Here is a 14,776-nt window from a genome sequence, read left to right on the forward strand (position 1 = left end):
ACAAGACCCTGGCCGAGCTGGAAGAAGAGCGCGCCGGCGTCGCCCACCTGCTGGGTTGATCGGTTCGCACTGCGAACGATGAGAGGGGGACGCTTCGGCGTCCCTTTTTCATATCCGGCATACCATGGCGACATGATCCACCTGCATTACCTCGATGACGCCCTGCTGGTCGCGGAAAAACCCGCCGGCCTGCTTTCCGTGCCCGGACGACTGCCGGAAAACCAGGACTGCGTGATCGCGCGCCTGCAGGCCCTGTATCCCGACGCGCTGACCGTGCACCGACTCGACCAGGTCACCTCCGGGCTGCTGCTGCACGCACGCGGCAAGGCCATGGAAGCGGCGCTGTCGATCCAGTTCCAGCAACGCCAGGTCGGCAAGCGCTACCAGGCGGTGGTGGAAGGCGTGCTGGACGAGGACGCAGGCGAGGTCGACCTCCCGTTGATCGTGGACTGGCCGAACCGGCCGAAGCAGCGCGTGGACCATGACGCCGGCAAACCCGCACTGACCCGCTGGCAGGTGCTGGCCCGCGACCTCGAGGCCGGCCAGACCCGGGTCGCGCTGGAACCGGTGACCGGACGCAGCCATCAGCTGCGACTGCACATGGCCAGCCTCGGCCACCCCATCGTCGGCGACGTGCTGTACGGCGCCGCGCCGGCTGCGCGCGTGCACCTGCATGCCTGCCGCCTGCAGTTCATCCACCCGCTGACCGGGGAGGCCCTGCGGTTCGATTCGACGGTGCCGTTCTAGGCCGCCGCGCGCGTACGACCAAGGTCGGACGGTCCGCCAGCCGCCATCGGACTATGCTCGATCCCATGACTCTGTCTGGGAGGGCCGTCATGCATTACGAAGATGTCTACCGCCGATCGGTCGAGGAACCTGAAGCCTTCTGGGCCGAGGAGGCGCACCGCATCTATTGGCACGTGCCGCCGCAACAGGTGCTGGATTACAGCAACCCGCCGTTCCGGCGCTGGTACGTCGGTGGCCAGACCAACCTCTGCTACAACGCGGTCGACCGTCACCTGGCCGAGCGCCCCGACCAGCTGGCACTGGTCGCCATCTCCACCGAAACCAACGTCACCCGCGAGATCACCTACCGCGAGCTGTACCGCGAAGTGAATGCATTTGCCGCGGTGCTGCAGCGGCTGGACGTGCAGCGCGGCGACCGCGTGGTCATCTACATGCCGAACATGGCCGAGGCGGTGTTCGCGATGCTCGCCTGCGCGCGCATCGGTGCGATCCATTCGGTGGTGTTCGGTGGCTTTGCCGCGCACAACCTGGCGCTGCGCATCGACGACGCCGCGCCCAAGCTGCTGATCGCCGCCGACGCCGGCAAGCGCGGTGGCAAGGTGATTCCATACAAGGCAATGGTCGACGCGGCCTGCGCCGAAGCACAGTCGCCGCCGCCGCATGTATTGATCGTGTCGCGCGGGCTCGACCCGGCCGAGCCGAAGGTGCCGGGCCGGGACGTGGACTACGCCACGCTGCGCGAGGAAGTGGGCGACCAGGACGTGCCGGTGGTGTGGTTGGAATCGAACGAACCGAGCTACCTGCTGTACACCTCCGGCACCACAGGCAAGCCCAAGGGTGTGCAGCGCGATGTCGGCGGGTATGCCGTGGCGATGGCGCAGTCGATGGAGACCGTGTTCGACTGCAAACCAGGCCAGGTGATGTTCTCGACCTCGGACGTGGGCTGGGCGGTGGGGCATTCCTACAACGTGTATGGCCCGCTGATCGGTGGATGTACGTCGCTGCTGTACGAAGGGTTGCCCACGAATCCGGATCCGGGCATCTGGTGGGCGCTGTGCGAGCAGTACGGCGTGCGCACGCTGTTCTCTTCGCCCACCGCGATCCGGGTGCTGAAGAAGCACGATGCGGACTTCATCAAGCGCCACGACCTGGAAACGTTGAAGTATGTGTTCCTCGCCGGCGAACCGCTGGACGAACCCACCGCGCACTGGATCAATGACGCACTGGGCAAACCGATCATCGACAACTACTGGCAGACCGAAACCGGCTGGCCGGCGCTGACCCTGCTGCCCGGGGTGGAGCTCAAGCCGGTGCGGTTCGGCTCGCCGGGTTTCCCCAACCTCGGTTACCGGATGAAGGTGATCGACGAGAACACCGGCGCCGAAGTACAACCGGGGCAAAAGGGCGTGCTGGTGATGGTGCCACCGCTGCCGCCGGGCTGCATGAGCACGGTCTGGAACGACGACGCGCGTTTCCTGCAGAGCTACTTCAGCCACTTCAAGGAGCTGTTGTACAGCTCGCTGGACTGGGCGATCCGCGACGAGGACGGCTACACCTTCATCCTCGGCCGCACCGACGATGTGATCAACGTGGCAGGTCACCGGCTCGGCACACGCGAAATCGAAGAGTGCATTTCCGGGCACCCGCTGGTCGCCGAGGCCGCGGTGATCGGGGTCAAGGACGAACTGAAGGGCCAGGTGCCGCTGGTCTTCGTCACCCTCAAGCAGGCGGTGGGCGAGGAGGGCGCCACGGTGGTTGCCGAGATGATGCAGCGGGTGACCGAGAGCCTCGGCGCGGTCGCGCGCCCGGCACACATCCACCTGGTCAACGCCCTGCCCAAGACCCGCTCGGGCAAGCTGCTGCGCCGCTCGTTGCAGGCCCTGGCCGAACACCGCGACCCGGGCGACCTGTCCACCCTGGACGACCCGGGCGCACTGGACGAGATCCGCCGCGCGCTGGGCCGGTAAGGACCTTACGGGTGTTGCAGCGCATTATCGATGCGCCGCAACCTCGGTTAAGCTGCGAGGGTGATCGCTGTGGCCCGGGTGGCAGGCTGCGGACGTGCCGGGGATGGCACGACCGCAGCGTCGGGTTCCGCACGACTGCAAGGGGACGCTGGGCAACCGTTGATGCGGAAGCCGGGCGTGCAGGGGGACCAGGCAACAGGGGGAACACATGGCCTATATCCATGCCAAGACGGCCGCTGGCCGTCAGGAAATCGAAGACCGTGCGCGTCGGCTGCTGCCGGGGTTGCGCTCCATTCTGCTGATGGTCGATGGTCAGCGTGATGACAATGAGCTGACTGCAATGTTGCCGGGGCTGCGCGCGCCGGATGACGCGCTGGTGCAACTCGCTGAAATGGGATTGATCGAAGTGGTCGGCGGCGCGCTGGCGCCGAGCGCGCCCCGCGCGCTTACCGCCGGTCGCGAGCAGGACCCGGTGCTGTACAAGCAGCTGTACGACTGGATGAGCGAGTCGGTGCGAAAACACCTGGGCCTGAAGGGCTACTTCATGCAGCTCAAGATCGAGCGCTGCACCGACGCGGCCGGCCTGGAAAAGCTGTGGCCGGAGATGGCGACAGCGGTATCGAAGGCGAAGAGTCCGGCGCTGGCCAATCGCTGGATGGAAGAGACGCGCGCGTTGCTGCAGAGCGAACCGCAGGCGGTGTAGAGCGGAGCAGAGCTCCGCTCTACGTTTCTGTCTTACTGCAGGCCTTCGGCCTGCAGAACCGCCTTCACGCCTGCGTCGGCTTCCATGCGGGTCTTGAACGCGGCCAGGTTGTCCAGGCCGCTGAGGTCGATCTTCGCTGAGGCTGCCCAGCGCAGGGTGATGTAGAAGTACGGATCGGCGTAGCTGCGGAAACCGGCCAGCCACGGCTTGTCGGCGAGCTGGCGATTGGCGGTTTCGAACAGGCCGCGCAGGCGCTTGCGGGCGGCGTCGCGCACGGCGTCGTACTGGGCTTCGTCGCCGATGAACTTGCCCGGTCCGAACAGCGGCGAGAACGCCGGATGCACGTCCGAATTGACGAAGGCCAGCCAGCGGTTGGCTTCGGCGCGCTGCTGCGGGCTGCCGTCGCCGGCCAGGCCCGCCTGCGGATGGGTGTCGGCGATATAGCCCATGATCGCCGAGTTCTGGGTCAGCACGAAGCTGCCATCGACGATCGCCGGTACCGCGCCGGCCGGATTGATCGCCAGGAACGCCGGTGCCTTCAGCGTGTCCTTGTCGAGCAGCTCCACCTCGTACGGCTGGCCGGTCCACTGCAGGGCGATATGGTCGGCGGTGGAGCAGGCACCGGGCTTGCTGTACAGCTTCATGGGGAACTCCGTCGGATTGCGGGAAATGGTAAGCGGCCCACTATTCCAGAGCCGCGCCCGCATCCTCAACGGTATGGCCGTAACAGATTGTTACGACGCGCGTGGCTTGAGTTTCTGCACGCGATAGAAGGTGTGGTCGCCGATCGTGGCCACCTGGTACGCGTTGCGCCAGCTCGGGCTCGCGATCGACAGCGCCGCGAAGTGGCTGGCGCCCGGCACGATCTCCTTGCGCTCGCCGGCCGGCAGGGCCCAGTTGCGTTCGGCATCGAAGGCCACGGTCATGGCTTCTTCCCAGGCATCGCTGTTGGCCAGCTGGGTGCCGGGCGCGACGATGGTCGGGGCGAACTGCTTGCGAGCGGTCACCACCTTGCACATCGAATCGCCCCACAGCCCGCTGTCCAGGCGGCGCAGCGCCACTTCCGCAACGGCTTGCTGGCCGCGCAGGGTCTGGTCACGCGCTTCGAGGTAGACGGTCGTGCTCAGGCACAACGAATCGGCGGCCGGCTGCGGCAACAACTGCGACAGCCAGAGTATCCAGGCCAGTTTCATGTATCTCCTTGCTCCGTATGGGCCGCACCTGGCTGTCCATCCGATCAACGGGACGGGGCGGGGGTACGACTTGGCGTCATGGGGAGGCGACCATCGGGGCCGCCCGTATGCGGCTCCCGAAAGACGTGGGGGCCGCGCGCTCACTCGAACTGGGTGGTGAGCGGGAAAGTTGGCGCACGATAGGGGGGGATTTCGCAACGCATCCTGAACCGGAAGGCTTGACATTCAGGTTCAGGGGTGGGGCGGATTACCGTATTCAGGTTCCACAGGCAGCCGGCCAGAGGCCGGCTCTACACAGGTCAAACGCGGGTCGTGCCGGCTAACGGCCGGCTCCTCACAGCTCGGCGGCCAACCGGCTGCCCTGGTTGATCGCGCGCTTGGCATCCAGTTCGGCGGCCACGTCCGCGCCGCCGATCAGGTGCGCGTCCACGCCCGCTGCCTGCAGCGCGGCGTGCAGGTCGCGGCGCGGTTCCTGGCCCGCGCAGATCACCACGTGGCTGACCGGCAGGGTCTGTTCCTGGCCGTCGACGCGGATCCGCAGGCCACTGTCGTCCACGCCCAGGTACTCCACGCCGCCGAGCATCTTCACGCCCTTGGCCTTGAGCGTGGCACGGTGGATCCAGCCGGTGGTCTTGCCCAGTCGTGCGCCCGGCTTGCCGGGGCTGCGCTGCAGCAGCCAGACCCTGCGCGCCGGCGCTTCCGGTTGCGGTCGGGTCAACGCACCGCGTGCCTCGAAGCTCGGGTCCACCCCCCATTCGGCCATCCAGCGGGCCGGGTCCAGTGCCGGGGACGGGCCTTCGTGGACCAGGAACTCGCCCACGTCGAAACCGATTCCGCCGGCCCCGATGATGGCGGCCTCGGCGCCTACCTGCACCTTGCCCAGCAGCACGTCCAGGTAGGTCACGACCTTGGGATGGTCGGCACCGGGGAAGTCGACCTCGCGCGGACGGATGCCGGTGGCCACGACCACCGTGTCGAAGCCGGCGAGGGCAGCCACATCGGCCTGCGTGTCCAGCTTCACGGTGACGCCGGTCTCGTCCAGCTTGTGGCGGAAGTAGCGCAGCGTTTCGTGGAATTCCTCCTTGCCCGGAATGCGCTTGGCCACGTTGAACTGCCCGCCGATCTCGCTGCCGGCATCGAACAGCGTGACCGCGTGGCCGCGCTCGGCGGCCACCGTGGCGCAGGCCAGGCCGGCCGGGCCAGCACCGACCACCGCGACCTTTTTCGGCGCGGTCGTCGGCCGGTACACCAGCTCGGTTTCATGCACCGCGCGCGGGTTGACCAGGCAGCTGGCGGTCTTGTTCTCGAACACGTGGTCCAGGCACGCCTGGTTGCACGCGATGCAGGTGTTGATCGCATGCGCGCGTCCGGCGCGCGCCTTGTTCGTCCACTCGGGGTCGGCAAGCAGCGGGCGCGCCAGCGACACCATGTCAGCGCCGCCGTCGGCCAGGATGCGCTCGGCCACGTCGGGCATGTTGATCCGGTTGGTGGCGATCACCGGCAGCTGCACGTGTGGCTTGAGCTTGGCGGTGACCCCGGCGAACGCGGCGCGCGGCACCGAGGTGGCGATGGTCGGCACCCGCGCCTCGTGCCAGCCGATGCCGGAGTTGATCAGGGTGGCGCCGGCCGCTTCGATTGCCTTCGCCTGCTGCACGATCTCGTCCCAGTTGCTGCCGTCCTCGACCAGGTCGACCAGCGACAACCGGTAGATGATGATGAAATCCGGGCCGCAGGCTTCGCGGATGCGGCGCACGATCTCCACTGCGAACTGCATGCGGCGGCTGGCATCGCCGCCCCAGCGGTCGTTGCGCAGGTTGGTGCGCGGTGCGATGAATTCGTTGATCAGATAGCCTTCCGAACCCATCACCTCGACGCCGTCGTAGCCGGCCTCGCGGGCCAGTCGCGCGCTGCGCGCGTAGTCGGCGATATGCCGTTCCACGCCGCGCGCCGAAAGCGCCCGCGGCGTGAACGGGTTGATTGGTGCCTTCTTCTTCGACGGCGCCACCGACAGGGGGTGGTAGGCATAGCGCCCGGCATGCAGCAGCTGCAGGCAGATCTTGCCGCCGTGCTCGTGCACTGCACCGGTGAGCTGGCGGTGCGGGCCGACTTCCCACGGCCAGGACAACTTGCCGCCGAACGGCTTCAGCCAGCCGACCACATTGGGCGCGTAGCCGCCGGTCACGATCAGTCCGACGCCACCGGCCGCGCGTTCAGCGAAATAGGCGGCCAGTTTCGGGAAATCGCGCGCACGGTCTTCCAGCCCCGTATGCATGGACCCCATCAGCACGCGGTTGCGCAGGGTGGTGAAGCCCAGGTCGAGCGGGGCGAACAGGTGCGGGTAGGCGGGGGATTCGGCGGCTGGCGACATGTCGATACGCTTGCGTACGGAAGGCGGGCAGGGTGCCGCGAAAGGCCCCTGCACGCAAGGGGCTTCGACACACCGGTAGCGCCGGCCGTTCGCCGGACCTACCAGCCGGACAGCACCAGCTTTCCGGTAACCCCACCCCCTTCCAGCAGCCGGTGCGCCTCGCGCAGATGCTCCGCGTTGATCGTGCCCAGCGAGGTATGCGCGGTGCTGCGCAGTTCGCCGGCGTCGACCAGGCTGGCCACGCGGCTGAGGATGCGATGTTGTTCGATCATGTCGGCGGTCTGGAAGCGCGAACGCGCGAACATGAATTCCCAGTGGATGCCGATGCATTTGGCCTTGTAGGGATCGCCGATCCGCAGCGGACCGCGCGGTTCCACCACCAGCCCCACATGCCCCTGCGGGGCCAGCAGTTCGCCGAGCACTTCCCAATAGTGGTCCGTGTCGGCCAGGTTCAACGCCACCTCCACCTGTGCAATGCCCAGTGCCTGCAGCTGCGCCGGCAACGGCTGGCGATGGTCGACCACATGGTCGGCGCCCATCCGCCGGCACCATTCCGCCGAATCCTCGCGCGATGCGGTGGCGACCACGGTGAATCCCGCGTGGCGCGCCAGCTGGATCGCGATCGAACCCACGCCACCGGCGCCGCCGATCACCAGCAGCGTCTGCCCGGCATGACGTCGATCATCGAAGTGCAGCGGCATGCGTTCGAACAGCAGTTCCCATGCAGTCAGCACCGTCAACGGCAATGCGGCCGCTTCGGCGAAATCCAGCGTGGTCGGCTTGCGACCGACGATCCGCTCGTCCACCCACTGCAGCTGCGCGTTGCTGCCGGGACGTGTCACATCGCCTGCGTAATACACCTGATCGCCCGGCGCGAACGCGGTGACCTGCGCGCCGACCGCAACGACTGTGCCGGAAGCGTCGAATCCAAGGATGCGGGGAGGCGACACCTCGCCCGCACGGGGTGCGCGCTGCTTGGTATCCACGGGGTTCACCGAGACGGCCTCGACGCGCACGAGCAGATCATGCCCCTGCGGCACTCCCGGTTCAGGAATCACCAGATCGCGCAGTGCATCCGGATCGTCGATGGGCAGGTAACGGGTCAGTCCTACAGCGTTCATATCGGCTCCTGGGAGGTGAAACACGTTCATCATGGGGACGCTTTCAAACCTGTTTACGAGCTGAATCACGACACACCGCCGAATTGCATCAAATACTGTAGCGAGTCGTTGAAATCTTTGGGAAAGTGCCGGAAAGCCTTGTCATTGTTGGGTCTTGCGGAAGTTCACCAACCTGTATAGGGTGCCTCCAGCTGGACCGGTGGAGGTCTGGCGGTCGATTTCACATGTTATGTGACCGTTAACATCGCCTTCACTCCCCTGAGCATAATGTTCGCGGCGGTGGCGTGCTGAATCGGCAGTCTTAACGACGCAGTAGTGCTGGCCCATGCCTCTACCGGTTTCATACCCCCGAAATAGGAGCTGTATTACATGAACAAGAAGATCCTCACTGCCGCGCTGCTGGGCGGCCTGGCGTTTGCCCAGGCAGCTTCCGCGCAGTCGTCCTTTGATGACCGCTGGTACCTGACCGGTTCGGCTGGCTTCAACTTCCAGGATAGCGACCGTCTGACCAACGATGCTCCGTTCGTGACCCTGGGCCTGGGTAAGTTCGTCAGCCCGAACTGGTCGCTGGACGGTGAGCTGAACTATCAGAACCCGAATTTCGACGACAACCAGGATCTGAACTGGAGCCAGTACGGCGTCTCGCTGGATGCCCGCTACCACTTCATCCAGGAAGGCCGTGGCTGGAACCCGTACCTGCTGATGGGCCTGGGCTACCAGAAGTCGGAAGAAGAGTTCGACAACTTCCCGTCGCCGGACAGCCCGGGTGAGCGCAAGGACGGCAACTTCGCCGCCAAGGTCGGCGTCGGCCTGCAGACCACCTTCGACAAGCGCGTTGCAGTCCGCGCCGAAGTGGCCTACCGCGGTGACTTCGACGACAAGAGCATCGCTGCTCCGGATGAAAGCTGGTTCGGCGACGTGCTGGCCTCGGTCGGCGTCGTGATCCCGCTGGGCCCGCCGCCGGCTGCCCCGGTTGCCGCCCCGGCTCCGGTTGCGCCGAGCTGCGCCGACCTGGATGACGACGGTGACGGCGTCAACAACTGCGACGACAAGTGCCCGGATTCGCAGCCGGGTCAGACCATCGGTCCGGACGGTTGCCCGGTGCCGGTCTCCATCGACCTGAAGGGCGTCAACTTCGACTTCGACAAGTCGAACCTGCGTCCGGACGCCGTGGCGATCCTGAGCGAAGCCACCCAGATCCTGGTGCGTTACCCGGACCTGCGCGTCGAAGTGGCCGGCCACACCGACCTGTGCGGCAAGGAAGACTACAACCAGAAGCTGTCCGAGCGTCGTGCGACCGCCGTGTACAACTATCTGACCCAGAACGGCGTGGCTGCTGCCCGTCTGACCGGTCCGATCGGTTATGGCGAGAGCCGTCCGCTGGAGCAGACCCCGCAGACCTTCCCGGCCTGCAAGAGCGAGAAGAACCGTCGTACCGAGCTGAACGTCCAGAACTAATCGTTCCGGATCATCAGCCTCAGGACAGGGCCCGGCAATGCCGGGCCCTGTTTTTTTGTGTGCGGTTCAACAAATCGGAAATAAATTCAACACGTTGCCGTATTCATTGAATGTGGGATCTTGAAAGCGGTTGTGGCACTGTTAAACTTGGTGCGTCACCCTCTTTCCTGGATGCATCCCATGCTGCGTATCGCACTGGCCGCCGCCCTCGGCCTGGCCCTGGTTCCCACCGCTTACGCAGCCGTGGATTGCTCGGCCACGGCCACCGCCGTGGCGCCGCTGCCGCTGCCGGCCACCGCGATCGCGCCGGTCGCCAACGAGCTGTACATCCGCAACGTGCAGCTGGGCATGCCCGCCGGTGTGCTGACCTCCAATTTCGACCAGCAGCAGTCGCTGGACCGCGTGCTGCAGCGCCTGCGCATCGACGGCTGCCAGAACATCGCCAAGGCGATGCCGGGCGCACCGGCGGTGAAGCCGAACGATCCGGCCGCCTACAAGCCGCAGACCGAGTTCGACAACACGCCGTGGCGCTTCGACATGAGCCAGAACGGCAAGCGCATGACCGCCGAGGAATTCGACGCCTGGATGAAGGCCAAGGGCGTGCGCGTGGTCAAGGCGCGTCCGGCGCCGGCGGCTGCCGCCGCACCGGCCGCCGCACCGGCTGAAACCAAGCCGGAAGGCAAGAAGTAAGGTCCGCGCGCTGCGACCGATGAGCACACGTCGGCCACCCGCGGCGCCCCCGAATCGACCACGCCGCGACCTGCGGCGTGCGTCCGCCCCGGCCAGGCCCGGCGCCGCACGCGCCACCGACGCGCCGCGCCATGGGCTGGCGCGCGTGTTGTCCAAGGCCGGGCTGTGCTCGCGCACCGAGGCCGCGCGCTGGGTCGCCGACGGCCGGGTCACGGTCGACGGCCGCACCATCAACAATCCGGAATTCCCGATCGTCGATGGCCGCCACGTGGTCCGGGTCGACGGCCAGCCGCTGGGCAGCGCCCGACGCATCCACATCATGCTCAACAAGCCACGCGGGCTGGTCACCACCGCGCAGGACGAGCGTGGCCGTGACACCGTATACCGCTGTTTCGACGGCGCCGGCCTGCCATGGCTGGCCCCGGTCGGGCGCCTGGACAAGGCCAGCGAAGGCCTGTTGCTGTTCAGCAACGACCCCGAGTGGGCGGCCCGCCTGACCGACCCGGAGACCGGGCCGGACAAGACCTACCACGTGCAGGTCGACGTCATTCCCGACGAGACCCGGCTGGCCGCGCTGCGCGCCGGGGTCGAGGACGAGGGCGAGTTCCTGCGCGCACGCGCGGTGCGCCTGCTGCGCAGTGGCGAAAAGACCGCATGGCTGGAAGTGGTGCTGGAGGAAGGGCGCAACCGGCACATCCGCCGGCTGCTGGCGGCCTTCCAGATCGATGTCCTGCGTTTGGTCAGGGTAGGGATCGGCCACTTGGCACTGGGGACGCTGGGCAAGGGCGCCTGGCGCGAGCTGCAGCCGCATGAACTGGAATTGCTCCACACCACGGCCGGACGCGCCGTGGTCGCATCGTAGTGCGTGGCCCGCTGGGGAGCGGGCGCACCACCGGGCAAGGGATGGCCTGCCGCTCAACGACTGACCACTACCGGGAGAAGTGTCATGAAAACCCTGATCAACCGCCGCCCGCTGCTGGGCGGTGCCGCCCTGTTGCTGCCGGCCCTGTTGCTGACCGCCTGCGGCGGCCATAAACAGGCGGCAAAAGGCACGCCACCGGTCACCGACAAGGTGGTCGAAGTGCAGTTGCCCGCATCCGAACGCGATGCCCGTGGCGCCTACCGGTTCCACATGAGCAGGGGCGATCAGCGCATGAGCGCCGACGAGTTCGACGCCTGGATGAAGGCCAACGGCATCCGCGTGGCCAAGGGCAATCCCGCTGCCTCGGCTGCGTCCAAGCCGGTGGTGGTGGCCAGCAAGGGCGAGGCGAAGGACAAGAAGAAAAAGAAATGACGCATGTCGAGAGCGGGGCAGGGCCCCGCTCTACGTCAGGTGTGGATCAGCCTTTGATGACACCCAGTTCGACGCCGATGCGGGTGAACGCATCGATGGCGCGGTCCAGGTGCGCGCGGGTGTGCGCGGCGCTGATCTGGGTGCGGATGCGCGCCTGACCCTTGGGCACCACCGGGAAGAAGAAGCCGATCGCGTAGATGCCTTCTTCGAGCAGGCGCTGCGCGAATTTCTGCGCCAGCGGGGCGTCGTACAGCATCACCGGGCTGATCGGATGCACGCCCGGCTTCACGTCGAACCCGGCGGCGGTCATCTTCTCGCGGAAGTACGCGGTGTTTTCCTGCAGCGTGGTGCGTAGGTCATCGGCACTGGCCAGCATGTCGAAAGCCTTGATGCCGGCGGCGACCACGTGCGGCGGCAACGAGTTGGAGAACAGGTAGGGGCGCGAGCGCTGGCGCAGCAGTTCGATCACTTCGGCGCTGGCGGTGGTGAAGCCGCCCAGTGCGCCACCCATCGCCTTGCCCAGGGTGCCGGTGATGATGTCGATCCGGTCCAGCACGCCCTTGACCTCGGCCGAGCCGCGGCCGGTGGCACCGAGGAAGCCGGTGGCGTGGCATTCGTCGATATGCACCAGCGCGTTGTACTTCTTCGCCAGCGCGGTGATCTCGTCGAGCGGGGCGATGAAGCCGTCCATCGAGAACACGCCGTCGGTGGTGATCAGCTTGGTCCGGCAGCCGGCGGCATCGGCCGCCTGCAGCTGGGCTTCCAGATCCGCCATGTCGCAGTTGGCGTAGCGGAAGCGCTTGGCTTTGCACAGGCGTACACCGTCGATGATCGAGGCATGGTTGAGCGCGTCGGAGATGATCGCGTCGTTCTCGCCCAGCAGCGGCTCGAACAGGCCGCCGTTGGCGTCGAAGCAGGCTGCGTACAGGATGGTGTCCTGCTTGCCGAAGAAGCTGGCGATCTGCTGTTCCAGCTGCTTGTGCAGGTCCTGGGTGCCGCAGATGAAGCGCACCGAGGCCATGCCGAAGCCGTGGCTGTCCAGCGCGTCCTTGGCCGCCTGGATCAGGTCGGGATGGTCGGCCAGGCCCAGGTAATTGTTGGCGCAGAAGTTCAGCACCTGGCGACCGTCGTCCAGGGTGATCTCCGCCGACTGTGGGCTGGTGATGACGCGCTCGGACTTGAACAGGCCCTGGGCGCGGATCGCCTCCAGTTCCTCAACATAGTGCTGGGTGAGCGGGGCGGTCTGGGCGTCGGTCATGGCAGGCAGTCATCGGCACGGGAAAACCGGGATTTTACCCGCCCCGGCCGTTGCCCGGGGCGGTCATCGGCGGAGCCCGGGAGTGACAGGGCCAGCGGTTACGCATGCAATTGTTGCAACGCAATATCAATCGGGTTAAAAATCCGTAAACTCGCCACCCCGTTCACCCCCACCGTCTGGAGAGACCCGCATGAACCACGCTACGCGCCGTACCGCAGCCGCTGTGCTCTGCGCCGCCCTGTTTGCCCCGTTCGTCGCCAGTGCCCAGGACGAGGCCGAATCGCCGTTCAGCTGGAACGTCACCGGCGTTTCCGACTACGTGTTCCGTGGCGTCTCGCAGACCGATGAAGATCCGACCGTGCAGGCCGGCTTCACCTACACCTCGCCGGTGGGCCTGTACGCCGGGATCTGGGGTTCGGGCGTGGACTTCGGCGACGGTGGCCCGGATGCCGAGGTCGACTACTTCATCGGCTACGGCGTGGACGTCACCGACAACGTCAATTTCGACGTGATGCTCAACCATTACAGCTACCCGGGTTCCAGCGAGCTGGCGTATACCGAGCTGATCACCAAGACCAGCTTCGCCGAGCACTACAACGTGACCGTGGCCTACACCAACGATGTCTGGAACACCGACACCGACGGCTGGTATTTCGCTGCCGGCACCGAGTGGGCGCTGCCGCAGGAATTCAACCTGACCGCCAACGTCGGCCGCAACACCTTCAAGGATGAGATCGCCAAGGACTACACCGACTGGAACATCGGCGTGAACCGCACCTGGGGCCTGTTCACCCTGGGCCTGGGTTACTACGGCACCGACGGCAACGGCCGCGACAACAGCGGCAAGCTCGCCGACAACCGCGTAGTGTTCACCGTCGCCGTCGGGCAATAACCGGCGCTCGCACTGAACAAAAAAAAGGCACCCGGTGGGTGCCTTTTTTCATGTTGCTCAGTTCCAGCTGAGAACCACTTTACCCGCCTTGCCCTGTTCCATCAGGTCGAAACCTTTCTGGAACTCGTCGATCGGCAGCTGGTGGGTCATCACCTTGCCGAGCGGGAAACCGGACAGCACCAGCTGGGTCATCTTGTACCAGGTCTCGTACATCTTGCGGCCGTAGATGCCCTGCACGGTCAGGCCCTTGAAGATGATCTTGTCCCAGTCGCAGCCGGCGCCCTTGGGCATGATGCCGAGCATGGCGATCTTGCCGCCGTGGTACATGCAGTCGAGCATGTCGTTGAACGCACGCGGGTTGCCGCTCATTTCCAGGCCCACGTCGAAGCCCTCCATGTGCAGTTCCTTCATCACGTCCTTGAGCGAGGTGTTGGCAACGTTGACTACCCGGGTGGCGCCCATGTCGGCGGCCAGCTTCAGGCGGAAGTCGTTGACGTCGGTAACCACCACGTTGCGCGCACCGATGTGCTTGCAGATGCCCGCGGCGATGATGCCGATCGGGCCGGCGCCGGTGATCAGCACGTCTTCGCCGATCACGTCGAATTCCAGCGCGCAATGCGCGGCGTTGCCGTACGGGTCGAAGAAGGCGGCCAGTTCCGACGGGATCTGGTCGGGGATCGGCCACAGGTTGCTGGCCGGCATCACCATGTATTCGGCGAAGGCGCCGTTGACGTTCACACCGATCCCGACCGTGTTCGGGCACAGGTGCGGACGGCCGCCACGGCAGTTGCGGCAGTGGCCACACACGATGTGCCCTTCGGCCGAGACGCGCTGGCCGATCTCGTAGCCGGTCACGCCCGGGCCGATTTCGGCGATGCGGCCGACGAATTCGTGGCCGATGGTCAGGCCCGGCTTGATCGTGCGCTGGCTCCATTCGTCCCACAGGTAGATGTGCAGGTCGGTACCGCAGATGGCGGTCTTCTCCAGCTTGATCAGGACCTCGTTCGGGCCCGGCACCGGCACCGACACCTCTTCGAGCCAGATGCCCTTGGCGGCTTCGCGCTTGACCAGGGCCTTCATTGTTT

14 protein-coding genes are annotated in these 14,776 nt (G+C 66.2%); 8 read left to right on the top strand and 6 right to left on the bottom strand.

Annotation, left to right across the window (positions count from 1 at the left end; translation table 11 throughout):
• The first annotated feature begins 132 nt into the window (after positions 1 to 132).
• From RYM47_RS17555 to RYM47_RS17565, 3 genes are all read left to right on the top strand, one after another.
• The gene (locus tag RYM47_RS17555; RefSeq protein ID WP_315389598.1) at positions 133 to 747 is read left to right on the top strand and encodes an RluA family pseudouridine synthase; all 615 of its coding nucleotides are present in this window, start codon (positions 133 to 135) and stop codon (positions 745 to 747) included.
• Between the two features lie 89 nt (positions 748 to 836).
• Entirely contained in the window at positions 837 to 2,714 is a 1,878-nt protein-coding gene (gene prpE / locus RYM47_RS17560; protein ID WP_315389600.1) for a propionate--CoA ligase, read from the top strand.
• Positions 2,715 to 2,922: 208 nt separating this feature from the next.
• Positions 2,923 to 3,417 carry a hypothetical protein gene (locus RYM47_RS17565; protein WP_315389602.1) on the top strand — a complete coding sequence of 165 codons (495 nt, stop codon included), beginning with the start codon at positions 2,923 to 2,925 and terminating at the stop codon, positions 3,415 to 3,417.
• 32 nt (positions 3,418 to 3,449) lie between these two features.
• Here RYM47_RS17565 and RYM47_RS17570 read toward each other — a convergent pair whose 3' ends face one another.
• From RYM47_RS17570 to RYM47_RS17585, 4 genes are all read right to left on the bottom strand, one after another.
• Positions 3,450 to 4,061 (bottom strand): glutathione S-transferase N-terminal domain-containing protein, encoded by a 612-nt coding sequence (locus RYM47_RS17570; RefSeq protein WP_315389604.1) that lies wholly within the window; start codon positions 4,059 to 4,061, stop codon positions 3,450 to 3,452.
• A gap of 90 nt (positions 4,062 to 4,151) precedes the next feature.
• The gene (locus tag RYM47_RS17575; protein ID WP_315389606.1) at positions 4,152 to 4,610 is read right to left on the bottom strand and encodes a cell wall hydrolase; all 459 of its coding nucleotides are present in this window, start codon (positions 4,608 to 4,610) and stop codon (positions 4,152 to 4,154) included.
• Positions 4,611 to 4,944: 334 nt separating this feature from the next.
• Positions 4,945 to 6,978, bottom strand: coding sequence for an NADPH-dependent 2,4-dienoyl-CoA reductase (locus RYM47_RS17580; RefSeq protein WP_315389607.1), 2,034 nt, complete (start codon positions 6,976 to 6,978; stop codon positions 4,945 to 4,947).
• A 98-nt stretch (positions 6,979 to 7,076) separates the two neighbouring features.
• A complete protein-coding gene (locus tag RYM47_RS17585) occupies positions 7,077 to 8,099 on the bottom strand; it encodes a zinc-binding alcohol dehydrogenase family protein (protein WP_315389608.1) in 1,023 nt (340 codons plus the stop codon).
• 369 nt (positions 8,100 to 8,468) lie between these two features.
• On the opposite strand from RYM47_RS17585, the gene RYM47_RS17590 reads away from it, so the two are divergent.
• The 4 genes from RYM47_RS17590 (at position 8,469) to RYM47_RS17605 (ending at position 11,541) form a co-directional block, all read left to right on the top strand.
• Positions 8,469 to 9,557, top strand: coding sequence for an OmpA family protein (locus tag RYM47_RS17590; protein WP_315389609.1), 1,089 nt, complete (start codon positions 8,469 to 8,471; stop codon positions 9,555 to 9,557).
• A gap of 180 nt (positions 9,558 to 9,737) precedes the next feature.
• On the top strand, positions 9,738 to 10,247 hold the full coding sequence (locus RYM47_RS17595; protein WP_315389610.1) for a hypothetical protein: 510 nt from the start codon (positions 9,738 to 9,740) through the stop codon (positions 10,245 to 10,247).
• A 19-nt stretch (positions 10,248 to 10,266) separates the two neighbouring features.
• The gene (locus RYM47_RS17600; RefSeq protein ID WP_315389611.1) at positions 10,267 to 11,109 is read left to right on the top strand and encodes a pseudouridine synthase; all 843 of its coding nucleotides are present in this window, start codon (positions 10,267 to 10,269) and stop codon (positions 11,107 to 11,109) included.
• An 84-nt stretch (positions 11,110 to 11,193) separates the two neighbouring features.
• The gene (locus RYM47_RS17605) at positions 11,194 to 11,541 is read left to right on the top strand and encodes a hypothetical protein (RefSeq protein WP_315389613.1); all 348 of its coding nucleotides are present in this window, start codon (positions 11,194 to 11,196) and stop codon (positions 11,539 to 11,541) included.
• Positions 11,542 to 11,587: 46 nt separating this feature from the next.
• Here RYM47_RS17605 and kbl read toward each other — a convergent pair whose 3' ends face one another.
• Positions 11,588 to 12,799 carry a glycine C-acetyltransferase gene (kbl, locus tag RYM47_RS17610; RefSeq protein WP_315389615.1) on the bottom strand — a complete coding sequence of 404 codons (1,212 nt, stop codon included), beginning with the start codon at positions 12,797 to 12,799 and terminating at the stop codon, positions 11,588 to 11,590.
• Positions 12,800 to 12,989: 190 nt separating this feature from the next.
• Between kbl and RYM47_RS17615 the strand changes: the two genes are divergently transcribed.
• A complete protein-coding gene (locus RYM47_RS17615; RefSeq protein WP_315389617.1) occupies positions 12,990 to 13,691 on the top strand; it encodes a TorF family putative porin in 702 nt (233 codons plus the stop codon).
• A 57-nt stretch (positions 13,692 to 13,748) separates the two neighbouring features.
• Here RYM47_RS17615 and tdh read toward each other — a convergent pair whose 3' ends face one another.
• Positions 13,749 to 14,771 (bottom strand): L-threonine 3-dehydrogenase, encoded by a 1,023-nt coding sequence (tdh, locus tag RYM47_RS17620; RefSeq protein ID WP_315389652.1) that lies wholly within the window; start codon positions 14,769 to 14,771, stop codon positions 13,749 to 13,751.
• Positions 14,772 to 14,776: the final 5 nt, after the last annotated feature.

This window comes from uncultured Stenotrophomonas sp., assembly GCF_963519125.1.
GTDB lineage: Bacteria > Pseudomonadota > Gammaproteobacteria > Xanthomonadales > Xanthomonadaceae > Stenotrophomonas.

What these genes read in the sequence shown, in the direction of transcription:
- kbl (WP_315389615.1), bottom strand. Translation starts at nt 12,799, where the DNA reads ATGACCGACGCCCAGACCGCCCCGCTCACCCAGCACTATGTTGAGGAA.
- RYM47_RS17605 (WP_315389613.1), top strand. Translation starts at nt 11,194, where the DNA reads ATGAAAACCCTGATCAACCGCCGCCCGCTGCTGGGCGGTGCCGCCCTG.
- RYM47_RS17585 (WP_315389608.1), bottom strand. Translation starts at nt 8,099, where the DNA reads ATGAACGCTGTAGGACTGACCCGTTACCTGCCCATCGACGATCCGGAT.
- RYM47_RS17595 (WP_315389610.1), top strand. Translation starts at nt 9,738, where the DNA reads ATGCTGCGTATCGCACTGGCCGCCGCCCTCGGCCTGGCCCTGGTTCCC.
- RYM47_RS17600 (WP_315389611.1), top strand. Translation starts at nt 10,267, where the DNA reads ATGAGCACACGTCGGCCACCCGCGGCGCCCCCGAATCGACCACGCCGC.
- prpE (WP_315389600.1), top strand. Translation starts at nt 837, where the DNA reads ATGCATTACGAAGATGTCTACCGCCGATCGGTCGAGGAACCTGAAGCC.
- RYM47_RS17555 (WP_315389598.1), top strand. Translation starts at nt 133, where the DNA reads ATGATCCACCTGCATTACCTCGATGACGCCCTGCTGGTCGCGGAAAAA.
- RYM47_RS17590 (WP_315389609.1), top strand. Translation starts at nt 8,469, where the DNA reads ATGAACAAGAAGATCCTCACTGCCGCGCTGCTGGGCGGCCTGGCGTTT.
- RYM47_RS17570 (WP_315389604.1), bottom strand. Translation starts at nt 4,061, where the DNA reads ATGAAGCTGTACAGCAAGCCCGGTGCCTGCTCCACCGCCGACCATATC.
- RYM47_RS17615 (WP_315389617.1), top strand. Translation starts at nt 12,990, where the DNA reads ATGAACCACGCTACGCGCCGTACCGCAGCCGCTGTGCTCTGCGCCGCC.
- RYM47_RS17580 (WP_315389607.1), bottom strand. Translation starts at nt 6,978, where the DNA reads ATGTCGCCAGCCGCCGAATCCCCCGCCTACCCGCACCTGTTCGCCCCG.
- tdh (WP_315389652.1), bottom strand. Translation starts at nt 14,771, where the DNA reads ATGAAGGCCCTGGTCAAGCGCGAAGCCGCCAAGGGCATCTGGCTCGAA.
- RYM47_RS17575 (WP_315389606.1), bottom strand. Translation starts at nt 4,610, where the DNA reads ATGAAACTGGCCTGGATACTCTGGCTGTCGCAGTTGTTGCCGCAGCCG.
- RYM47_RS17565 (WP_315389602.1), top strand. Translation starts at nt 2,923, where the DNA reads ATGGCCTATATCCATGCCAAGACGGCCGCTGGCCGTCAGGAAATCGAA.